Below are 21,800 nucleotides of genomic sequence, written 5' to 3'. Positions count from 1 at the left end.
TTAAAATGTGACACCAGCAGTTACCCTATATGAGGCGGATTTACATTGTCATACAACGGCATCGGACGGATTATTGTCACCTAAGGAACTTGTCTGTCTAGCCTCACAGAAAGGCTTAAGAGGCATTGGTATTACAGACCACGATACCATAGAAGGGTGGAAAGAAGCTGACGATGCTGGAAGGCTATATAATGTCAAAATTCTTAAAGGGATCGAACTTAATACCAATAGCCAAGGCAAAGAAGTTCACATTCTTGGCTACGAGCTTGACAGCTCCTCTGTTCATTTAAAAGCCACTCTAAAATACCTTCGAGAAGCCCGTGATCTGCGCATGCAGGAAATCCTCAAGCGTCTAAGCAATGAAGGAATTAATCTTTCTCAAGAGGAAGTTCGTATCTTCGCCAAAGGCGGATCCATTGGACGACCTCATATTGCCCAGGCCTTAATAGAGAGGGGCTATATTAAAAGCATCCAGGAAGGGTTTGAACGCTATATTGGAGTGGGAGCACCGGCTTATGTTCCCAGTTATAAGTTAACTCCTGAAGAAGGCATCGAGGTCATAAGAAATGCACGGGGCATACCGGTACTGGCTCATCCAGGGATGGAGCAGCTTGAAGAAAAAATTCCAGGCTGGGTTAGGATTGGTCTGCAAGGAATTGAAGTTTCTCATTCTAAGCATAGTCTTGAGGATGAAGTTTTGTATCGAGCTATTGCTCAAAAATACAAACTGCTTATGACCGGAGGATCAGATTTTCACGGAGAAGCCCGCAAACCGGGAGTAGAACTTGGTCACTGGGGAGTTTCTCTCAGTGTTCTTCAGCAAATTAAGAAATTAGCTCATCGAGGTTAAATATAATTTCAACTTGATTTGGCAGGTCTTGATAAGCAAATGGTTTAAAATGCGTTTTTCCGGCATAGACTATAACTATCGAAGAGCCGGGGAGGCGTAAAGATTGGATTCAACAGATGAAATAAAGCTGCTTAGAGCACGGGTAGGGGAACTTGAACAACGAGTAGAGCATTTAAGAGTCAGTCGTCGAGTACTCATGAATTTATTAGAGAAAGTTGAACGAGAAAAAGTGGCATTAGTTCGTCACCTTGAAAGGGAAAATATTCGCTTGCAGCGAGATAACAAACGTTTTGCCAAATGGATTTTCTCTAAAAACAAGGAACTCGTGGAACTTCAAGATAAAATGGAATCCCAGTAGCCTTGGTTTCAGTTAGTGGGTGTTATCGGCTTGTTCCAAGATAAATCCTAACTTTGAAGATGGATTATGATGTTCACGAATCAAGAGGCAAATTTCCGAATTTAAACCTGCTCTTTCTGCCAGGTGAGCGCCCCAAAGGGCGTGCCTGGTATTTATTTTTAAGGGGAGGGAAAAAATAGAGTTTCCTTTTTCCAGGCAGAAACAGAGAGAGCGAGGGGCTTTCTGTATTAAAACAACATAGACTCGTTCCCAGAGGCGAATCGAGACCATGGATTTTCCGCAGTCATGAAGGAGCGCGGCAATCATAAGATTATGAAACTCACTAAGTGGTAAGTGGTGGTTAATCTTAGCGATACTTCTTGCCACATCAATAGCGTGCCGTTGCTCAGGCCGAGATTGTTTAAGAAAGAGTTCAGCTGCCTGAGGAGGCAGGTGATTTACTGCCCAACGAAGATCAGAAGGCATGATGCTTGAAAAAATAGCCCGATAAAATTGGTGTGCTCGATAGAACATGTTAGCCTCCCTCCATTTTCTTATCATAAAAGGCTTAGCGCTTATTGACAAGTTAGAATATCCATTTTTTTAATACTTAGCAGAAAAAATAACTTATGACTAAAGTATACAATAGACATGTTTTTTTGCTTGATTTCTGATATACTAATTAGAAAACTATTGGGAAGGGAGCTAACCATGTCCGACCGTATTATCAAAGAAGCCTTAACGTTTGATGATGTTCTCATTGTTCCTGCTAAATCTGAGGTTTTGCCTCGAGATGTTGATGTCAGTACTTATCTTACCAAAAAGATAAAATTAAACATTCCCCTAATGAGCGCAGGCATGGACACTGTAACGGATTCTCGAATGGCAATATCTATTGCCCGGGAAGGCGGAATAGGGATTATTCATAAAAATATGAGTATTAAGCAGCAAGCCTTGGAAGTAGATAAAGTCAAACGCTCTGAACACGGTGTTATCACTGATCCCATCTACTTAAACCCAACGGATAACATTATGCAGGCATTGAAGCTTATGGAACGCTACCGAATTTCCGGAGTTCCCATTACTTTAGAGGGGAAACTGGTGGGCATTTTAACTAACAGGGATTTGCGCTTCGAAAAAGATTATAACCGTCTGATTTCCGAAGTTATGACAAAGGAGAATTTAGTGACAGCCCCTGTGGGAACAACCCTTGAACATGCCCAGGAAATATTGGGACAACATAAGATTGAAAAGTTGCCAATTGTCGATCCTGAAGGTATGTTAAAAGGTTTAATAACCATTAAAGATATTGAAAAGGCACGGCAATATCCCAACTCTGCCAGGGATGAAAGCGGTCGCTTAATTGTTGGTGCAGCAGTAGGGGTTACGGCAGATACCCTGCAGCGGGCTGAAGCTCTTGTAAAATCCCGTGCCGATGTTATTGTCTTGGATACAGCCCACGGACATTCCAAAGGGGTTATTGAAATGGTTAGTGTCTTGAAGGAGCGTTTTCCGGAGACTCAGATTATTGCCGGTAATGTTGCGACAGCAGAAGCAACTCGTGATTTAATTGAGGCAGGTGCCGACGGAATTAAGGTTGGGATTGGGCCAGGATCGATTTGTACAACACGAGTTGTTGCCGGAATTGGAGTTCCTCAGATTACGGCGGTGATGGATTGTGCTGAAGAAGCAGAGAAATATGGAATTCCCGTCATTGCAGATGGTGGTATTAAATTCTCCGGTGATATTGTTAAAGCCTTAGCCGCTGGGGCGCGAACGGTTATGATAGGCAGTCTGTTTGCCGGAACAGAAGAGAGCCCCGGAGATCTTGAAATCTATCAGGGCAGAAGTTTCAAAGTATATAGAGGTATGGGATCCATCGGAGCTATGAAAGAAGGCAGCAGGGATCGATACTTCCAAGAAAAAGATCAAAAGCTTGTTCCCGAAGGAATTGAAGGCCGGGTGCCGTATAAAGGACCGGTTTCTGAAACAATCTATCAAATGATCGGAGGATTGCGAGCCGGGATGGGGTATTGCGGAACCCCTAACATAGAAGCGTTGAGAACTAAAACTCGTTTTATCCGCATTACTTCAGCAGGACTTCGTGAAAGTCATCCTCATGATGTAACAATTACGAAAGAAGCACCAAACTATAGTTAATAAGATGACAATCAAAGATTGCTTTTGATGATGGGGAGGGAGTATAACTCTCTCCTCACTTAATATGGGGTTAGCACTTCACTGAGCGCCTAAGCCTGAAACTTTTAGCATAAGACAACGTTTTATGCAGATTAGGGAGGTACGCATGAATTTCGCTTTCTGGCGCTATCAGCTTATTTTATGCTTATTGTTAATATTTTGGGGGGGATTTTTTGATTCCAGCGGAATTCTCAATCAGTTGGCTTTAAACTTCGCCATCTTTTATCCTCTTGGTTTTTTAGTAGGGTATCGGAGAAAATATGAGGACCCTCGTACTGCTTACATTGCGGCCTTTCTCTTTAACCTTTTTTCGTATTTGATGGCATATGTTGTTGAATTTCCTATTGAAAGCTGGTTAATCGTGGTATTGGATTTTGCAAGTCTGATAGTTTATCTTCAAGTTGGAATGTACTTTGGGCATCGTGCTCAATCTAGGGAGTGAACAATAATGAAAATTGTCATTGCACCAGATTCATTCAAGGGTTGTTTAAACGCTTTTTCTGTTGCTCAAGCCATGAGCAGGGGGGTTCAACAGATTTATCCTTCCTGTGAGATTGATTTGATCCCCATGGCAGATGGAGGGGAAGGCACCGTGGAAGCAATACTAAGTGCAGTTCCTGGTGAGAAGGTCAAGGTTCAGGTCACAGATCCTCTTGGCCGCCCTATTGAAGCTATCTACGGCCTTATCGAAGGTGGGTCCACGGCCATTATTGAGATGGCAGCTGCTTCCGGTTTAACCCTTCTATCTGAAGCAGAAAAGAATCCTCGCCTTACTTCCACTTATGGTACTGGTTTAATCATTAAAGATGCACTGGAACGAGGGGTTAAGAAAATTCTTCTCGGCATCGGAGGTAGTGCCACTAATGACGGAGGAGCCGGCTTAGCCGCTGCTTTAGGAGTAAGGTTACTGGATAAGCATGGGAAAGAGCTGTCCCCGGGAGGAGCGGCTCTTAGGGATCTCGCTGAAATTGACATGTCGAAGATCAATCCACGGCTCTCTGAGGTGAAGATTGAGGTCGCCTGTGATGTTCAAAATCCTCTGTGCGGCCCTATGGGCGCCAGTGCAGTGTATGGGCCTCAAAAAGGAGCAAACTCTGAAGATATTCGATATTTAGATAAAGCGTTAAAGAATTTTGGGGAACAACTGAGCAGCATTGCAGGTATAAATCTTTTGGAATTGCCCGGCGGAGGTGCTGCCGGAGGACTTGGGGCAGGAAGTGTTGGTTTTTTAGGAGCACAACTGCGGCCGGGTTCAGAAATTGTTTTAGAGGTTGCAAATGCGGAAGCTAAAATAAAAACAGCAGATTTAGTTTTAACAGGTGAAGGAAGAACGGACTTTCAGACAGCCTATGGTAAGGTACCGGTTGGGGTTGCTGCCTTAGCAAAAAACCATAATGTACCTGTGCTGGTAATTTCAGGGTCGGTGGATGGCTCCCCCGATGCTCTCAGTAGTCATGGCATATGTACCTGTTTTAGTGTTTCTGAGGGGCCAGTTACCTTGGAGGAAGCCTTCGTTAAAGCTGAGCAGCAATTAGAACGGGCAGTTTGGAGGATTCTGGCCGTCTGGAAACTTGGCAATGAATCTATGCTCAAAGCCAATAGAACATAAAGAAAACCCGGATTTGCCGAGCCTTAGCGAAGGTAAATCCGTTGGTTGCACTTATGCTTCAGACGACGAAGACACTGTCTTCGCACGGGTTAAACCTTCTTGCAGCACTATCTTCGCACGTATTAGCCATCTTGCAGTATGCAACAAAAGTTATACTTTCTGATTAGTATAAAAAATAATAGAATCCCCCCTTTCTGCAGAAGGAAAAAAATGGAAGTTGTAGAATATAAATTATAGTAAATGTTTGTTGGCAAACACTGCTGTACAAAGGGGGATTGTAAAGTGGCAGAGTTGTCACGGAGAGAGCGGAAGAAAAAAGAAACCCGTGAAAAAATATTCTTTAATGCTATGCAGCTATTTCGTACCCAAGGATTTTCAGCAACATCTGTAGAACAGATTACCCAGCAAGCAGACGTTGGCAAAGGGACTTTTTATAACTATTTTCGAACAAAAGAGGCAGTTGTCAAGGAGTTTTCAAGAAGGTCCTGGCAAGATATTGCCCGAACAGGGAGACAAAAAGCCAGTTTATGTACTCGGCAGCGATTGGAGAATCTTCTTCAAGACTGGGCTGAATTTATGATAAAGGATCGGGAGATAGCCTGGGTTACCGTACGAAGCCGAGAAGGAAAGGATTATGATCTGAGCTTACATTATGGTTTACTGGCGATCATAACGGTTGGTCAAGAAAATGGTGAAATCAGTAGTTCCTTCAATCCTGCTTTTTTAGCAGAAAGTTTGGAAGGTATGATGATTCAGCATTTTATTCGTTGGTTTGTTTCCGGGACAGGGGATTTGCATCAAGAGTTAAGTCACGCCCTCTCAGTCTTTTGGGACGGACTCTCAGAAAAGAAGCAAGAGGCTTGATACTTATTCATATCCCTTCGTTGTATGCCATAGAGTACAACGGAGGGATTTTTGATGGAAGAACGAAAGACGCCAAGGGAGTTAGGACTTTGGATGGGGATAATGCCGGTTGGCAAGAACAACGATATCACAGATGTTCCAGGAGTAAGGGTGGGGCATGTTTCCTTAATTCAAGGCAGCGGACCGCTCCTGCCCAATGGCAGGGGCCCGGTCAGAACGGGTGTGACAGCTATTTTACCTCAATTCGAAAACATTTATCGTCAACCTTGCACAGCAGGAATAAGTGTCATCAATGGTTATGGAAAGTCTGTTGGCGTTCCTTTTATTCAAGAGATGGGACTATTAAATTCCCCGATTCTATTAACGAATACTTTAAGTGTCAATGACGTTGCCAATGGAGTTATTACATACCTATTGCAACAAAATCCGGAAATTGGTAATGATGCTCGAACGGCGAACATTGTGGTCATGGAGTGCGATGATTCTTACCTGAATGATATAAGAGGCCGCCATGTTAAGCCTTGGGATGCCATCTTGGCTATACAGCGTGCTGCAGTGGGTCCAATTCAACAGGGCAATGTGGGTGCGGGAGTGGGAATGTCCTGCTTTCAAATGAAAGGAGGAGTAGGAAGCTCTTCTCGCATTGTTCAAACTAAAAGCGGCGTTAGTTATGTATTGGGAATGCTGGCTTTGGCGAACTTTGGGCTGCTGGAAGATTTTCAATTATCTGGTGTACCCATTGGCCAGTTATTACCACAACAGTTAGGATACATACCGGGTTCTCTGATTCTTGTCGGAATAACGAATGCCCCTTTATCACGTTGGCAATTAACCCAACTTGCATGCCGAGCCGAATTAGGAATGGGGCGCACAGGTTCCGTTTCTATGACCGGAAGCGGAGACTTCTGCCTTATAGTCAGCACTTATAGCGGAACTAAGAACAACTATTTGTCAGATTGGGATTTGGATGAGTTTTTTCGAGCTGTGACGGAAGCAACGGCAGAAAGTATTTGGAACTCCATGTTTTTAGCTCAGACAATGGAAGGGAGAGACGGGCATATTCGTTATGCTTTGCCGATTGAGGAGACCTTACGGCTGGTTCGCAGTTGGCAAGGTGGTTTATGATATTGAATATTGGCAATGCCAAGTAAAATAAGATATTTGGTGGATAAAGTGTCATGATCTTTATACTTAGCGCGTAAACATCCATATGGAGAAACGCTAAGGGAGGGTCATTGTTGAGTATTACCTGGAACGAAATCTGGGAAACTCATCCAGATGTTTTTATTGTTAATAGATGGAAGGAGTATCCTGAAGACAAAAAAAAATCAAGTCGTCTTCCACCTCAATATGCTTATTTTATGGGGGGGGAGACCACTTTACGAGTGGGAATAATTGCTGCCTTATCAATAAATCGTGAAGAGGAATTTCTTTTAGCGGGTTTGTTATGGGGACACAGGCTCAGCAATGGCGCTAAGACTGTAATTTATTATGTTGCACCAGATTTTACCCCCTCTTTTTTAACGGGGTTGTCAAAAATCGGTGGAACTATTGATGCAAGAGCAGTCTATTGGCGTGAAAAACTAACGCCTAGTCTTTATCCGATTCCTGACAGACAACAACTTAAACGACCGCGCTACACTTTAGGGGAAGAACGTCCGGACTGGAAACGTTGGGGAAAAGGTTTGAACCCTGTGGCAAGGCAGCAACTTGTAACTGTCAATGATTTTTTTCATCAATTATCAAGTCGTCAAGTTCGTACCATTATCAAAAATCAAACTATTAATTTTCTCTGGGGCAATTTTGAAGTTGCAGAAGTTAGGCGCAAAGGTAAAAAATTTGAGCTAAATACAAAAGTAAAGTGGCTTAAGATAAGAGAATTAACCCTGAAATGGCATAAGCAAGGCTGGGTTGATTCATCCGGTTCGTTAAATTCAGATTTTTGCAGTGCAGTTCTGGAAGTCCTCGATTATCTGGAATCTTTAGAGCAAGAAGGTAAACTTCGTCCTTATGACCATCTTGAGTTATTACTTCATCAAGGAGCAGGTGCCATCAACCTGATTTGGGGAAGCCCATGGGCTTGGCCATGGCTGCCAAAAGATCGTGGAGAAAACTGTGTGAGCGAATTGGAAGAATGGTTCTTTTTCCAAGGAAATGGCCAGCTTAGTGTCGTATGCCCAATTTTTGAAAAGCCGCTCCTGCGTGCTGCACGAAGCATTTTATTAGCATCTGTATTAGAAGGAAGCATGCTATTAGTTGGCGCTAAAGATAACCATGGCAATCCTTTAGCCTGGGATGGCCGTGTACATTGGCTTACTACTCTTAGCAAAGAGGAGGAGCTTCGGCGTTGTTATTGTTGGCTGAACGATGAAGAAAAGTTTCCCATTTGGACACTGCCTGCAAATTGGCAGGAAGAAGGAATTTACCAATTGAACTGTCAAAGTAACTATTTTAATCATTCTCTTATGCAGAAAGATTATCTCTCAAATTCACTAGACTAGGAATATCAATGGTGACTTTTGTCCCGCTAGAAAGGGGATATTCAGAAAAAGTCAGTTTTCCTTGATGAGTAAGAATGATTTGTTGAGCAATAGTTAAACCTAAGCCAATGCTTTCTTTTTGGGTCGTAAAAAATGGATCGAAGACACGGTGGCGGAGGTTTTCAGGGATACCCGGTCCTTTATCGATAATGTTAATACTAACATAATTATCTTGTTCAGTAAGGCGTATTCTCACATTTTCTCCTTTGGGTGATACTTCAATGGCGTTATTGAGAATTGATAATAGTGCCTGGAGAAGTTGTTCGCGGTCGGCTATGATATAGACTGGGTGGGCAGGAAATTCAAAAATCACTTGGACGTTTTTTTTCTGGGCAATTTCTTGTGCACATTTGGTTATAGAGGGGATGGCTTCTACGAGGTTAAGTCTTTCCATTTGGGGGGCAGAAGGACTTGTCAATAGGATGAAGCTGTTAAGGAGCTGCTCAATAGTTTGGATCTCCTGAAGAATAAGCTGCTGATAAGGACGATAAGTTTCAGGCCAGCGTTCAGGTGTGATCAGCTGCATAAACCCTTTAATGGTTGTTAAGGGATTGCGTATTTCATGAGCTAAGCCTGCAGAAACTTGACTAATAATGGAGAGCTTTTCTATTTGCAGAGAAAGCTCCATTCTTTTTTTTGCGTCACTAATATCAAAAATGGTTACTAAAATACCGGACGGAGTATTGTGATCAAGCAGCAGGCGAGTTCGGAATTTGAGATGTTTAGTTGTCCCTGCATGAGATTTCCAGGTGAAGTCACCATTCTCAGGAAAATTGTTTAACTGGAAATTTGGCAATATCCCTAAAACATCGAAGATTGGTTTGCCAATTAAGTAAGACGCAGATAGCGATAGAAGAATAGAGGTTTGTGGGCTGGAGTCTATGATTACCCCCATATTGTTAAGCAATATTACAGCTTCATGGGAATAGTCAACAGTTTGAACTAGTGGGGGATTTTGTTTTAGGAGAGCTCTCATCGTTTTTAGCTGACGATGATGGAAGGCTCGTTCTTTTTTTTCTCTTTGCTCTATAACAATCATCGTACCTATAAGAAAAGCAATGTGTACAACTATTAAAGTAGGGGACATAAGGTTGGGACTGACGTGGGTGTAGATTATGTATAGGGATGTAAATAGAATCCAAATCTTTCCCCAGGTGTAGTACCAAAGCTCGAACCAAAGAATCAGGATGATCAAAGGGATGGATTTTAACAGGATAGACAAGTAATCTGGAATAGGTATAATATCACATAGGGCAATGATGATGATCATAATCATAAACGTTAAAAAACTAATCCATAGTTTTTGAGGAATCACATTGACAATCTCCTTCCAGAAATTACTATAAGTAACACACTGAAATAGTGTAACACATGAAAGCGTAAAAAAATGTAAGAAAAAGGAGATTTGTTAAAGATATGTTTCTCTTTAAAAGTGGCTTAAAATGCTGTTTTATAGAAACAATAAAAAATACAAATTTCCAAATATCCGACAAATAAATAAAATTGAAAAAGATATGCAAGAATATAATATATAGTGTATAATTATGCAAAAGAATATAAAGGGGATTTTTATACATGAAATTGCGTAAGGCACGAATTTCGGATGTCGAAGCCATGATGCTACTTATTAACAGCAATGCTCAAGAAGGACTCATGCTTCCTCGCTCAAGAAATATGCTGTATGAAAACATCCGCGAGTTCTTGCTGGCTGAAGTGGATGACCAATTAGTAGGAGTTGCTTCGCTGCATATACTTTGGAGCGATTTAGCTGAGATAAGAGCGTTAGCAGTTGCAACTGGCTACAAACGGAGAGGGATTGGAAGCCAGATCGTTAAAACTCTGGAAGATGAAGCCAGAGAACTTGGGATTGCAAGAGTTTTTGCGTTAACCTATCAACCGGAGTTTTTTAAATACTGTGGATACGAGGAAGTTAATAAAGAACAGATGCCTCAAAAAGTATGGAATGAGTGTATTAATTGCATAAAGTTTCCAAACTGTGATGAAATTGCAGTCAGCAAAACTCTCTAATAAACTTGATGGTCAATAGCTTTTATAGCTGCTCATAGCATAGATCTGATTAAAGAATGCCGAACCTTGCGGGTTCGGCATTAACTGTCATATAGAACCATTTTCCGTCCAACTACATAGTTAATATTATGGCATGTGCTAAATATTGAAGACGGAGAGAGTTCTATGGAGCTTAAAAAAGAGATTAATGAATGTCTTGACCAGGCAAGGTCTTATGTTTCAGAGGGAATAGAACAAATTTTATCAGGAAAACTAGATGAATCACACAGTGTTTCTTCAAGCCCTGGAGCAACTGCACTGGCTTCCTTGGCGCTTCTCGCTGTTGGTACAGGATTTGAAAATGCGCAGAAGAGAGGAATTACATGGCTGAAGCAACAAAACCATGGCGGTTGGGGTAAGTTTCCCGGCGATAAGCCTGATGAAGAAATAACTCAGATAGTAAGAATGGTTCTTAATGGCAGTGAAGGCGGATGGAAAGCTAAAATAATGCTTTTGTCTCAGCTAAAGCGGTTTTCCAGTGTCATATTGTCATTAGGACAACGAGTCGTTCCAGGATTAGAAGGGCCCACACCCGAAGAAATACAACTACCGACCATTCTTGAAGTTCGAGTTTTAAATAAGCTGCCGATATATGGCAGGTCCGTTGTTGTTGCGGCCTCATTGCTTGCCTCGGAGTCACAAAAGGGGATTCAAGATGGGCTGCAATATCTTTTAAAAACTCAAATGGAAGACGGTTCATGGGCAGAAGATATTGTTGCAACAAGTATGTCTATCATGGCCATTATGAGCAAAGGGTATTATACTGAACAAACTCAAAAAGCGGGTCGGTGGCTTGTACAGAAACAATACCTTAGCGGTGGATGGCCGGCTTTTGATCAATTAAAAATATGGGCAGTTGGGTGGGCGGTTAGTGTTTTTGGTGAGACAATCCGGAAACCTTCAGAAGTATCTTGGATGGAAGAGGCAGTCGATTGGTTGAAAAGGGCTCAAAATAAAGACGGAAGTTATGGAAGTACTCCACCATTTACTCACCCTGATTTAGACGATACAGCAGTTGCCTTGATTGGCCTGCATCAAGTTTCAGGTGAGAGAAATCAACCTGGAATACAACTTCTGTATCGACTGCAAAACCGTGATGGCGGTTGGAGTACGTTTCCGAGTTTTCAAGGCATTCCTCCTCATATTCAATCAGAGTTTCCAGTCTATATTCCAAGTGTTGATGTCAGCATTCATGTACTGGAAGCATTATGGAGAAGTTCCCGTTCTCAAGAAAGCAGCATTTGGCGCGGACTTCAATGGATTTTGGCCCAGCAAAACCAGCAAGGGGCTTTTCCGGCCTCGTGGTTTGAGGGAGATGTCTATAGCACGGCACAGGCTTTAGAGTTGTTTAGTAAGTGGAAATTCAATTGGGATCACTGGGATATGGCTCGGCACATGTTTGTGGCCAGAAAAAAAGGTCAAGATTATTTAATAAAAGAACAGGATGATAATGGCAGTTGGGGTTCAGTAGTTGAAACAGGATTGGCTATATCAGGTTTATGGCGTTACATGAGAAGTGTTCCGCCTGGCGTTATGGAAAAAGGTATAAGAAACCTGCTGACTATGCAGTATAAAAATGGTTCTTTTCAACCATCTTTTCGAGGAATTTATGCCAAAGGGTGGAATTATGAAGAACCTTTAACAACTTGTTTAACTGCCATACGGGCGTTGCAGCGTTATCAGAGATTATATAAAGCTTCATTTTTTAGGTGATTGTATCAAAAATACCCTTCATACGATGTATGTGAGGGTATTTTTTATTGGCAGTGTTTGTTACTCGATAAATATTTACGAAGTCGAGATCCAGTTATTGATTTTTATTAAGAATGGTATGGAGAAAATTCCACTGAAAATCCAGATAAGCGTTTCTCATCTCATATTCACTCAAGCCTTTGGAGAGGAGATAATCACGAGCTGATATTTCAAAATCACGAATAAATCCCAGGACCTCTTCAGAATGACTTGACATAATTTTCACCCTCCATTTCGTAACTTATGGTTTGTCCAATTCTGCCATAACTTAAAAGTATTATACTTATTATAGAAAACTTTCTATAAAAAAGCTGTTGGAATAAAGAAAATTCAATTTGAAGCAAAAGGAAAAAGAATGGTGAACTAGTAAGTTTTTTTGTGGATTTTTGTTGAATGATTATGAACTGATGGGCAATTACGCCAGAGAGATATGTCGATAAGGAGACGATTTCCGGCATGATAGTGTTTTTTGGCATCAGAAAAGTTTTCAAGGCGAAAATAACAGTCAGCTAGAGAATGATGTATACCGGCCAAGTGAGACATTGTCAGTATTTTTTGAGTCAACCAATTATTTTCGATTTTTGGAAACCCATTTTGTGTGGCGATGTGTATGCTTCGTTCAAACAATTTGGCTGCTTCCGACACTCTGCCAATTTGTTTAAGAACTCGAGCTTGTGTGGCAAGAAGAAGAGGATCTATTAAGGCATAAGGATTTCCTCGCAAAATATAAAGAGCTTGTTTGGTTTTACCTTCTTTAAGCAGTATATCTCCCAAGGTTGCATAGATTAGTGGATCATTACTGGGGAGAAACTTTTCTAGAAGGTCAATGGCCTGATTAGATTCCTGAAAATAATAGTACAGTTGGATGGCAAAACAGGCTATAGCAGAAGGGCTGGTATTTTGAGAGATTGTGTGGGCCATTCGTTTGGCTGTAATTACCTTTTCTGGTGGATGAAAATTTCGTTTTAGTAGCATAAGAATATAGGAGATACCGATCCCAAATGCCATGGTAAATAGACCATAGTAAAAACTAAAAACTAACATTACAAAGGCTGTTGTCAGTGATGTCAAGGTTAATAAGAAAAAAAAGTAATATATTTTCTGTGCATAAAGTATTTCCGGGTCTGTTAATGAAGCGCTCATACTATCCCCTCAGTCAATTATTACTACCTATGATATCGAATTAGAACAAGTTCTTTTTATGTGTTCCTAATTATAGGCTCAAAGAAGAATAGTATAAGTAATTTATTATAAAGAGTCGTATTATACACTAATCATTTTAACTACGTATAAATAGAATTTATGACCTACGTAAAACAAATGAATTTGTAATTCCATTAGATAAGTATTACTCTATATATAGAAAACAACGTTGAATTTTACATAAGGTGAGTTTATCCGCATTTTAATTTATTAATGCGGTTAACATAAAGTCTTTATTTCTTTTTTTCCTCTTTTCTTTCCCCTCCTTGTGAGGGGTTTTTTTTGCCTTTTTAAGGCGTTTAGGAGGATGTTTAAGCAAAAATTCCAGACAACTTACTGCTTTCCTATAATTTACATATTGATTTTCGACAAAATATACGATAAGGTTAAATCAGTAAAGTCTAGTAGTTAAATCCTCTAGGTTTTGCGCAGAGAGGATTTCCGGACGCGGAAATCCTCAATAACTTTTGAAATATAATTGCTTATTATTATTTCTACATATTTCTTGCTTTTTTCTATTGTTGGATTTAATATATATTTATTGGGGGTATAGCTCAGCTGGGAGAGCGCTAGATTCGCATTTTAGAGGCCAGCGGTTCGATCCCGCTTACCTCCACCATTATAAAAGTAAAAGAAACCCTAATAAGGGTTTCTTTTTTGATTATTGTTTTACAACTGATTTATAGCAATTTTTCTATAAGCGACTGTTCGATAATGTTCAGTCGCTTATAGTTTTGAGTGTATTTAATAGTATTCCTGCTAGTCTTGATGAAGATCACTAATCTTAATATTTAAAATTTTACTACGAAGGTTATTGTATTAAAATCAAATATGCCTTAAAATAGTTTTGTGGCATGATGGTCTGACCACAATTGATATTTAATTTGTTGGAGGTAGGAGGAGAGTTCGTATGAATGATCAAGAAACTGAATTATACAAACGATTCAAAGCAAAATTAGAAGCGGTGTCGGGTGAGTGTTATCGTGTCGACACTGCCATTGAAGCTGGAGAACTAGTTTGTAAGGTTATGATAGAAAAAGGTATTAATAACGTTGCACTCTTAACAAGCCCTATAGCAAGTAAGGGTAATTTTGTAAATCAAATACAGGAAAAAGGAATCGAAGTATACACAGATCATTTTCGTGAAGTGACGCCTGAAGCACATGCGGGCATTACCCAAGTGAGCTATGCAATTGCTGAACTTGGATCTTTAGTTCAAGCAGATCAGGATGCTAGTGTTGATCAACGCTTATGCTCAACTTTAGTTCCAATTCATATTGCCCTTGTTTCTACATCAAAATTAATTGCAACATTGAAAGATACCATGGCAACATTGCATAATCTGCCTCAAATTCCGGGCTTTGTTGGGTTCATTACAGGCCCAAGCAGGACATCTGATATTGAAAGGGTATTGACGATTGGGGTGCATGGTCCTAAGCAGCTTATTGTTATTTTTGTTGATGAGAAAATTGAGGAGGTGGCTTAAATGGCTGATAAACAGTTTAAACAGAAGATTTCTAACGCCCTTGATAATGACGTATTACGTGGTGCGTTAGGGCGTTTTGGAGATGCCTATATTATATCTCGTGAAAAAGCCTATGAAGGTTATAACTTTAAAGAAATCAGTGAGAATATTGCTGAGGTAAAATCCTATGCTGCCAGCCACCTCGATGAGATGATAGATCAATTTGAGAAGGAAGCTACAGCTAGAGGAGCAAAAGTATATCGTGCTGTTAATGGCGAGGATGCAAAACAATATATTTTAGAGCTGGCTAAACGAAAAAAAGTACAAAAAGTCATTAAGTCAAAATCTATGGTCTCTGAGGAGATTTTGCTCAATAAAACACTTATGGCTGAAGGAATGGAAGTTCAAGAAAGTGACCTGGGAGAGTGGATTGTACAACTTGCCGGTCAACATCCGTCGCATATGGTTATGCCTGCAATTCATATGACGAAAGAAGAAGTTGCCGATGTTTTTTCTGGCCATTTACATAAGCTGAACCAACCTGTGATTGCTGAGCTTGTTAAAACAGCCAGAGAAGAACTTCGCAAATCATTTCTAGAAGCTGACATGGGAATTTCAGGAGCAAACATGGCGATTGCCGAGACCGGAACATTGATAATGCTTACTAATGAAGGAAATGGACGACTGACTTCCACCTTGCCTCCCACTCATGTTTTCTTAGTTGGAATCGAAAAACTCGTTCCAAAGTTTGAAGATGCAACCCATATTCTTCAGGCTCTACCCCGGAGTGCAACAGGTCAGCAAATAACCAGTTACGTGAGTATGGTGACTGGGCCAACACCCGCTTATTACCCGGATGGATCGGTTAAAGACAAGGAATTCCATATTGTCTTGATGGATAATGGAAGACGAAAAATGTATAATGATGAGAAGTTTAAGAAAACGTTTCAGTGTATCCGCTGTGCATCATGTCTCAATGTTTGTCCGGCTTTCCAGCTTGTGGGTGGGCACGTCTATGGACATATTTACACCGGTGGTATCGGAACGATTTTAACGAATTTCTTAAACTCAGAAAAAGATGCTCAAAATCCTCAAAACCTTTGTCTTCAATGTGGCAAATGTGCTGAGGTTTGTCCTGGAAAATTGGATATCCCGCAAATGATTTTGGAAATAAGAAATCGTATTGGCGAAAAAACAGGACTGCCTTTTACTCAAAAATTCGCTCTCGATGTAGTCTCAAATCGACGCCTTTTCCATTCCATGCTGCGAATGGCCTCTATTGCTCAAAAGCCATTTACGAAAGGACAGCCGGTTATTCGGCACTTACCTATGTTTCTTTCCGGGCTGACAGAAAAGAAGAGCTTGCCTGCCGTAGCTAAGGTTCCTTTTCGCGACGTTTTCAAAACAATTAAGCAGGATGTTAAAAAGCCAAAAGGGAAAATTGCTCTTTATGCAGGTTGTCTGATTGATTTTGTTTATCCAGCAATTGCCGAAGGAGTTATCAGTGCTTTAAATGAAAAAGGCTATGAAGTGGTTTTCCCGGATGGACAATCCTGCTGCGGTGCTCCGGCAACCTATATGGGGGATCGCAGTAATGCAAGAAAAAGTGCAATTATAAATATTGAAGCCTTAGAAGCAGAAAAAGTCGATTATGTAGTATCAGCTTGTCCGACCTGCACTCATGCTCTTAAAGAAAGCTTTAAAGAGCTGCTCCATGATGAACCTGCTTTAGCTGCTCGTGCTGAAGAACTAAGCAGGAAATCAAGAGATTTTTCAAAATTGTTATTTGAGTTAGGTGGATTGCCTAAAGGCGGGGATGGAAAACCCCTGAAAATTACCTATCATGATTCCTGTCACTTGAAGCGTTCAATGGGGGTTTTTGCAGAACCCCGCAAAATTTTAACTGATACCGCAGGAGTTCAGCTTATTGAAATGAAAGAATCTGACCGTTGCTGTGGTTTTGCCGGATCCTATTCCATAAAATTCCCGGAGTTATCGGGACCCATTTTGGATCGAAAACTTGCGAACATTGAAGAGACAGGTGCAGATGTCGTAGTGGTCGATTGTCCTGGTTGTTTAATGCAGATTTCTGGGGGGCTTGATAAAAAGAATCCTAAGATTAAGGTCATTCACACTGCAGAATTATTATTAAATAAAAGAAAAAAAGCCAATAAAAAATAGGCATTTTTGTTTATAATATTACAATATTAGTTGAAAAAAGCCTATTTTCTACCAAGGAATTTCCTGGTGATAACAAGAATTAACCTATTGTAAGCAACCAACCTTTGATCTAGTTGTGAGTAGGCAATATGTTGCCACGATAGCGAGCGAATTCGCGCTAGTGATTGGGTTGCAAGCGATGAGAGAGGACAGGAAGGAGAACCATTTAGATAAGACGCTGTATTGATTTAGCACTATGAAGGAATGTTCATCCACTATGGTAGCAGCCAAGTTTGCCAATCGTCGCAATTAAGCTGTATGAATGAATTGAAGTATGCTCATGCCTTTTTAGGAGTCTAAACAAGCGTTAATTAAGTGCGGATGGAGAACCGAACCTGAGACCTCATTGTCAACCTGCCCTCCATTTATAGCCTGCAGCAGATTTTGGAGGGTTACCTCAGGGATTGCACCTCTGTATACAGAGTGGGTCGTAGCAAGAACTGAGATGGTAAGAGCCCCTAGGGAGGTATACTCTCTCAGGGGTTTTTTTACTGCTTAACATTCTTGGGCCGAAGGGTAAGCAGAATTATCCCCTGCTATAAGTTCAGAGAATTAAGTATGTATACCTGGGGATACTAATAGTTAATTGCAACATTCATTGATTAGAAGGAATTTCGAAGAATAAGGAGAATAATATTGTACAGAACCAGAACATTAGAAAGACCTCAATAGGAGGACAAAGATTGTGATCCAAGCTATTCTCTTTAATTTAGAGGGTACATTAACAAATCTTGATTCAGCAAAGTTCATGCAGAATTACCTTGGAATCCTGGCACCTCGTTTTGCTCATCTTCTTCCAACCGATAAGTTCACCAAGCTACTATTGAAATCCATGGAGTTGATCCAAAATGATCCGAAACCCGAGTTAACCGTACTGCAAGCATTTCTAGATGAATTTTCGAGAGTATCCGGTCATCCTATACAAGTTCTCAGGCCTATCTTTGAGGAGTTTTATGTTTCTGATTTTCCCACATTGCGTTGCTTGGTTCAGCCTAATACTCAGGGTGTTAAAAGCGTTGAGTACGCTATACAACAAGGATTTTCTACAGCTATTGTTTCAAGTCCATTAATGCCCTTAGCGGCGGTCGAGGAGCAAGTCCGATGGGCTGGTCTCAGGCCTGAGCAACTCAAAGTTATTGCAGCGTTAGACAATTTTCACTATTGTAAGCCACAAATGGGGTTCTTCCAAGAAGTTTCGGAAAAATTGGGAATTAGACCTCAAGGATGTTTATTAGTTAGTAACAATGAAAACGATATGATATGTAGAGGATTGGGGATGAAGACTTTTTTTCTTGGAACTACAGATTCAACAATTTTGACGGATTACGCTGGTCAATTTGAGGATCTCTTCCGTCTGATAAGTCAAGGAAGTTTGTAACAGACAACATTTTTGGAAGGGGTGATCAATGTGGGGGTGTGCCATTACGCAGTTGAAAAAACGGTTGTAAATACAGTGTTGCCGTTTCCTTCAGTGCGTATGGCTAAGTTATTCTTTGAGTTTCTTGGCCGGTATAGGGAGTGGAAATTTGCCAGACGTCAGGAATTAGTAGGTATGATAATCGTTATTTTACTTGGATTACTGGCTGTCGGCATTCCATGGTTATTTCCTAAAGCAGGTATAACGGTAAGCATTATTTTGCTCATTTTTTTTTATTTTGCAGCCAGACAATACATTAGGTTAAATGAACGAGCAAGTCATTTATATGTTAATGTTCATATTTTGCATCACCATTTGCTAGGGAAGTTAGAAGTCGGTTTTTGTGATCATCAAGAACCCTGCCGATGTGCTGAAGAATTTAGAGACTATGCCTTGAAAAGATACCATATTTCTTTTGATTCAAACACTATAAAATAAATTAAACTTTAATTAAGTTTAATTTATTTATAGAGGTAATTGGCTTAACTAATAAAATAATGATAAAATAAACTATACATAAACTTTCAGTAAAATGAATGGAGTTGGTTATTGTGAAAAAGTATGTGTGTTCAGCTTGTGGTTATATTTATGATCCTGAAGTTGGAGACCCCGATTCAGGAATCGCACCGGGAACTGCTTTTGAAGATATCCCAGACGATTGGGTTTGTCCTATTTGTGGAGTAGGTAAAGATATGTTTGAGGTTTCCGAGTAAGTTTATTTAAAGCCTATGTACAAAGAGAAGGGAAAAGAATCCCTTCTCTTTTTTGTTGGTGCGCCACGCATGGCGACTAACTAGACGGTGAAAGTCCGTCATGGGGGTATGTAGCGACCAACCATTAGCTTAAGGCAAGGGTGTCCATCGTGAGGTGGAATCTGAAGGAAGCCGGCGGCAAAGTTCCGGCCCGAGGAACACGAATAACATCAGGCGCAAAACGTGGGGTAAGACTGCAGCACAAGTTAAAGCCCAAAAGCTACACGGACACGTCAGCGTAAATGTTGCGGGTACATGGAATGAAAGTGAATCGTCTTACCGTGGGAGGCCTCACGGACGGGTAGAAACAGAGTAAGAAACCCGGTTGAAACAAGATTTATCGTGAGGAGTCAGCAGAGGCCATAGTACAGAGGTGTTCTAGGCACCAACGGAAGGGTTGTTTGAGCAAATCCTTAGCGTTGAGAATCTAAACCAGGCCTATAGGCAGGTTAAAAGAAACAAAGGCGCAGGTGGAATCGACGGTATGCAGGTAGATGAACTTCTGCCCTTCCTGAAAGAACACAAGGATGAACTATTGCAATCCCTCCGGGGCGGTAAATACCGTCCAAAGCCCGTACGGAGGGTAGAAATACCCAAAGAAAACGGAAAGACCAGAAAACTAGGAATACCCACTGTCGTGGATAGGTTAATCCAACAGGCGATAACTCAAGTTTTAAGCCCCATCTTTGAGGAGCAGTTCTCAGACAATAGTTTTGGATTCCGACCGAACCGCAGTGCACACGGTGCACTGAGAAGATGCCAAACCTATATCACAGTAGGTTACAAATATGTAGTCGATATGGACTTGGAGAAGTATTTCGGTGCGCCGGGCTAAGCTGGTTGTATTCAATAGGTGAAATTCCTATTCAGGAAAAGGGCAAAGCCACCCTACCTGAAATCGAGCCTTGGGTCTGTAAAGGTAACGATACAGATTAAGCATAGGCAGAGCGACGTTCAGGCCGTAACGCAAGTGAAGTTATTGAGCCTCGTTAGAACAACCGAGGGCCGACGGAGTCGAATATCCGGAAGGCTACAGTAGATTTCCGCTATTGGCGAGGAAATTGGAGACCTCGGCGGGGTCTGAGTACACGGCATGACGGAAAAGGAAACAGTACGGAACCCGGGAGACCCACCACGGTCTTCGGAAAGGAGTACGCTGACTGAAAGGACCATCCATAGGAAGGCGAATGCTGTGGTGGGAGTCGGACTCGCTGGTAGTACTCGGAGTGTGGGAAAGCCACATACATGGGGAAGCGGCGGGGCAGAATGAGTTCCTGGCAAGGAAACATATCTACACACACAGAGGTAGAAAAGTATGTCAACAAAATTGGACAGGATAGCAATTAAGGCTCGCTTCGACGCAAAGGCCCGCTTTACCTCACTAGCGGACATCATTACACCGGAATTTCTCATGGAGACATGGCGAATGATGAACCGAAAAGGGGCAAGCGGGGTCGATGGAGAGACAACAAAACAGTTCGAATCGGAACTTGGTGAACGAACACGGAATATATGGACGAGGATGAAAGCTAACTGTTATAAAGCCCCGCCGGTGCGACGAGTGGAAATAGATAAAGGAAATGGTAAAACAAGACCACTGGGGATACCAACAGTTGAAGATAGGCTAGTCCAACGGGCAGTCGCTCGAATTCTCGAAGCCATATTCGAACAGGACTTTCTTAATTTCTCCTATGGATTTAGGCCGGGTCGCAATCCTCACCAGGCACTGAAATACCTACGTAGCACAATAGTGACAAAGAAAATTCGTCACATATTTGAAGCGGATATCCGGGGCTATTTTAACCACATTAACCACGAGTGGTTGATGGAAATGCTGAAACAGCGAATAGCTGACCCGTTAATTCTACGGCTAGTAGGCAAATGGCTAAAAGCAGGGGTAATGGAAAATGGCGTAGTCACACGAAACGAGGAAGGAACCCCGCAAGGCGGTCCAATCAGTCCTATCCTAGCCAATATTTATTTGCATTATGTTTTAGACCTTTGGTTCGAGAAACGATGCAAAAAATGGTTCCAGGGGGAGGCCTATATAGTTCGTTTTGCAGATGATTACGTAGTGTGTTTTCAGTATAAGAGGGACGCTGAAAACTTCCAACGCTATATCACAGCCCGAATGAAGAAATTCAATCTGGAATTAGCGGAGAAAGACCAGGCTTATCCTCTTCGGACGGTTTGCCCGAGAAAGAAAATCCTTGTACGAAGAGAAACCGGAAACGTTCGATTTCCTTGGATTCAAGCATGTTAGTGGGGTAGGCAGAAAAGGGGAATTTGCTCTTATCCGTATCCCGACGGTGAAAAGTTGTCGTAAGTTCCTCGACCGGGTGCACAAATGGCTAAAATCCCACATGCACTGGAAAAGGCGCGACCAACAGAAACAGCTAACGAGCATGTTGCAAGGCTTCTACCAATATTTCTCCTTATATCACTGCCAACCCAAATTGGAGTATATACGCAATGAGGTTGTAATGCAGTGGATACGGTCGCTTCGGCGGAGAAGTCAAAGGCAT

At 41.4% G+C, this 21,800-nt stretch carries 21 protein-coding genes, 1 tRNA gene and 1 pseudogene; 19 read left to right on the top strand and 4 right to left on the bottom strand.

What is annotated here, in order from left to right; genetic code table 11:
* Nucleotides 1-7: 7 nt before the first annotated feature.
* Together DESOR_RS16750 and DESOR_RS16745 are read left to right on the top strand one after the other, a co-directional pair.
* Nucleotides 8-850, top strand: a complete 843-nt coding sequence (locus DESOR_RS16750; RefSeq protein ID WP_014185772.1) for a PHP domain-containing protein — start codon at nt 8-10, stop codon at nt 848-850.
* A 103-nt stretch (nt 851-953) separates the two neighbouring features.
* Nucleotides 954-1,208: a hypothetical protein gene (locus DESOR_RS16745; RefSeq protein WP_014185771.1), complete on the top strand. Its 255-nt coding sequence runs from the start codon at nt 954-956 to the stop codon at nt 1,206-1,208.
* Nucleotides 1,209-1,220: 12 nt separating this feature from the next.
* Here the strand turns inward: DESOR_RS16745 and DESOR_RS16740 are convergent, their stop codons facing one another.
* Nucleotides 1,221-1,721, bottom strand: coding sequence for an HDOD domain-containing protein (locus tag DESOR_RS16740; protein WP_014185770.1), 501 nt, complete (start codon nt 1,719-1,721; stop codon nt 1,221-1,223).
* 177 nt (nt 1,722-1,898) lie between these two features.
* On the opposite strand from DESOR_RS16740, the gene guaB reads away from it, so the two are divergent.
* From guaB to DESOR_RS16710, 6 genes are all read left to right on the top strand, one after another.
* Nucleotides 1,899-3,347, top strand: a complete 1,449-nt coding sequence (gene guaB / locus DESOR_RS16735; RefSeq protein WP_014185769.1) for an IMP dehydrogenase — start codon at nt 1,899-1,901, stop codon at nt 3,345-3,347.
* Between the two features lie 145 nt (nt 3,348-3,492).
* Nucleotides 3,493-3,828 (top strand): hypothetical protein, encoded by a 336-nt coding sequence (locus tag DESOR_RS16730; RefSeq protein WP_014185768.1) that lies wholly within the window; start codon nt 3,493-3,495, stop codon nt 3,826-3,828.
* 6 nt (nt 3,829-3,834) lie between these two features.
* A complete protein-coding gene (locus tag DESOR_RS16725; protein WP_014185767.1) occupies nt 3,835-4,995 on the top strand; it encodes a glycerate kinase in 1,161 nt (386 codons plus the stop codon).
* 282 nt (nt 4,996-5,277) lie between these two features.
* Nucleotides 5,278-5,859 carry a TetR/AcrR family transcriptional regulator gene (locus tag DESOR_RS16720; protein ID WP_014185766.1) on the top strand — a complete coding sequence of 194 codons (582 nt, stop codon included), beginning with the start codon at nt 5,278-5,280 and terminating at the stop codon, nt 5,857-5,859.
* Between the two features lie 54 nt (nt 5,860-5,913).
* On the top strand, nt 5,914-6,984 hold the full coding sequence (locus DESOR_RS16715; protein ID WP_014185765.1) for a DmpA family aminopeptidase: 1,071 nt from the start codon (nt 5,914-5,916) through the stop codon (nt 6,982-6,984).
* A gap of 113 nt (nt 6,985-7,097) precedes the next feature.
* Nucleotides 7,098-8,360 carry a hypothetical protein gene (locus DESOR_RS16710; protein WP_014185764.1) on the top strand — a complete coding sequence of 421 codons (1,263 nt, stop codon included), beginning with the start codon at nt 7,098-7,100 and terminating at the stop codon, nt 8,358-8,360.
* Here DESOR_RS16710 and DESOR_RS16705 read toward each other — a convergent pair.
* Nucleotides 8,323-9,714: a two-component system sensor histidine kinase NtrB gene (locus tag DESOR_RS16705; RefSeq protein ID WP_014185763.1), complete on the bottom strand. Its 1,392-nt coding sequence runs from the start codon at nt 9,712-9,714 to the stop codon at nt 8,323-8,325. The two genes, DESOR_RS16710 and DESOR_RS16705, sit on opposite strands and share 38 nt — an antisense overlap.
* Nucleotides 9,715-9,974: 260 nt before the next feature.
* Here DESOR_RS16705 and DESOR_RS16700 point away from each other — a divergent pair, with 260 nt between their 5' ends.
* Nucleotides 9,975-10,427 carry an N-acetyltransferase gene (locus DESOR_RS16700; protein WP_014185762.1) on the top strand — a complete coding sequence of 151 codons (453 nt, stop codon included), beginning with the start codon at nt 9,975-9,977 and terminating at the stop codon, nt 10,425-10,427.
* 165 nt (nt 10,428-10,592) lie between these two features.
* Entirely contained in the window at nt 10,593-12,179 is a 1,587-nt protein-coding gene (locus tag DESOR_RS16695; protein WP_014185761.1) for a prenyltransferase/squalene oxidase repeat-containing protein, read from the top strand.
* 94 nt (nt 12,180-12,273) lie between these two features.
* Here the strand turns inward: DESOR_RS16695 and DESOR_RS29420 are convergent, their stop codons facing one another.
* Both DESOR_RS29420 and DESOR_RS16690 read right to left on the bottom strand, forming a co-directional pair.
* Nucleotides 12,274-12,435, bottom strand: coding sequence for a hypothetical protein (locus DESOR_RS29420; protein WP_014185760.1), 162 nt, complete (start codon nt 12,433-12,435; stop codon nt 12,274-12,276).
* A 146-nt stretch (nt 12,436-12,581) separates the two neighbouring features.
* On the bottom strand, nt 12,582-13,361 hold the full coding sequence (locus DESOR_RS16690; protein WP_014185759.1) for a tetratricopeptide repeat protein: 780 nt from the start codon (nt 13,359-13,361) through the stop codon (nt 12,582-12,584).
* 603 nt (nt 13,362-13,964) lie between these two features.
* On the opposite strand from DESOR_RS16690, the gene DESOR_RS16685 reads away from it, so the two are divergent.
* From DESOR_RS16685 to ltrA, 9 genes and pseudogenes are all read left to right on the top strand, one after another.
* Nucleotides 13,965-14,040: transfer RNA gene (locus DESOR_RS16685), tRNA-Ala, on the top strand.
* A gap of 291 nt (nt 14,041-14,331) precedes the next feature.
* On the top strand, nt 14,332-14,907 hold the full coding sequence (locus DESOR_RS16680) for a LutC/YkgG family protein (protein WP_014185758.1): 576 nt from the start codon (nt 14,332-14,334) through the stop codon (nt 14,905-14,907).
* Nucleotides 14,908-17,067, top strand: a complete 2,160-nt coding sequence (gene ldhH, locus DESOR_RS16675; RefSeq protein WP_014185757.1) for an L-lactate dehydrogenase (quinone) large subunit LdhH — start codon at nt 14,908-14,910, stop codon at nt 17,065-17,067.
* A 724-nt stretch (nt 17,068-17,791) separates the two neighbouring features.
* Nucleotides 17,792-18,484, top strand: a complete 693-nt coding sequence (locus DESOR_RS16670) for an HAD family hydrolase (protein WP_014185756.1) — start codon at nt 17,792-17,794, stop codon at nt 18,482-18,484.
* A gap of 21 nt (nt 18,485-18,505) precedes the next feature.
* Entirely contained in the window at nt 18,506-18,961 is a 456-nt protein-coding gene (locus DESOR_RS16665) for a hypothetical protein (protein ID WP_242832543.1), read from the top strand.
* 113 nt (nt 18,962-19,074) lie between these two features.
* On the top strand, nt 19,075-19,236 hold the full coding sequence (rd, locus tag DESOR_RS16660) for a rubredoxin (protein ID WP_014185754.1): 162 nt from the start codon (nt 19,075-19,077) through the stop codon (nt 19,234-19,236).
* Between the two features lie 149 nt (nt 19,237-19,385).
* Nucleotides 19,386-19,517, top strand: coding sequence for a hypothetical protein (locus tag DESOR_RS30685; protein ID WP_282434379.1), 132 nt, complete (start codon nt 19,386-19,388; stop codon nt 19,515-19,517).
* A gap of 149 nt (nt 19,518-19,666) precedes the next feature.
* Nucleotides 19,667-20,095, top strand: a pseudogene (locus tag DESOR_RS16655) (reverse transcriptase domain-containing protein); the annotation flags it as partial.
* 495 nt (nt 20,096-20,590) lie between these two features.
* On the top strand, nt 20,591-21,538 hold the full coding sequence (ltrA, locus tag DESOR_RS16650) for a group II intron reverse transcriptase/maturase (protein ID WP_052304322.1): 948 nt from the start codon (nt 20,591-20,593) through the stop codon (nt 21,536-21,538).
* The last annotated feature ends 262 nt before the right edge of the window (nt 21,539-21,800 follow it).

Origin of the sequence: Desulfosporosinus orientis DSM 765, from assembly GCF_000235605.1 — a bacterium.
Lineage (GTDB): Bacteria > Bacillota > Desulfitobacteriia > Desulfitobacteriales > Desulfitobacteriaceae > Desulfosporosinus > Desulfosporosinus orientis.
Note: the sequence above shows the minus strand (reverse complement) of the source record. Positions and strands in the feature narration are given on the sequence as shown.

Coding starts and splice junctions, on each gene's coding strand:
- DESOR_RS16740 (WP_014185770.1), bottom strand. CDS start 1,721: ATGTTCTATCGAGCACACCAATTTTATCGGGCTATTTTTTCAAGCATC.
- guaB (WP_014185769.1), top strand. CDS start 1,899: ATGTCCGACCGTATTATCAAAGAAGCCTTAACGTTTGATGATGTTCTC.
- DESOR_RS16730 (WP_014185768.1), top strand. CDS start 3,493: ATGAATTTCGCTTTCTGGCGCTATCAGCTTATTTTATGCTTATTGTTA.
- DESOR_RS16725 (WP_014185767.1), top strand. CDS start 3,835: ATGAAAATTGTCATTGCACCAGATTCATTCAAGGGTTGTTTAAACGCT.
- DESOR_RS16715 (WP_014185765.1), top strand. CDS start 5,914: ATGGAAGAACGAAAGACGCCAAGGGAGTTAGGACTTTGGATGGGGATA.
- DESOR_RS16700 (WP_014185762.1), top strand. CDS start 9,975: ATGAAATTGCGTAAGGCACGAATTTCGGATGTCGAAGCCATGATGCTA.
- DESOR_RS16695 (WP_014185761.1), top strand. CDS start 10,593: ATGGAGCTTAAAAAAGAGATTAATGAATGTCTTGACCAGGCAAGGTCT.
- DESOR_RS29420 (WP_014185760.1), bottom strand. CDS start 12,435: ATGTCAAGTCATTCTGAAGAGGTCCTGGGATTTATTCGTGATTTTGAA.
- DESOR_RS16690 (WP_014185759.1), bottom strand. CDS start 13,361: ATGAGCGCTTCATTAACAGACCCGGAAATACTTTATGCACAGAAAATA.
- DESOR_RS16680 (WP_014185758.1), top strand. CDS start 14,332: ATGAATGATCAAGAAACTGAATTATACAAACGATTCAAAGCAAAATTA.
- ldhH (WP_014185757.1), top strand. CDS start 14,908: ATGGCTGATAAACAGTTTAAACAGAAGATTTCTAACGCCCTTGATAAT.
- ltrA (WP_052304322.1), top strand. CDS start 20,591: ATGTCAACAAAATTGGACAGGATAGCAATTAAGGCTCGCTTCGACGCA.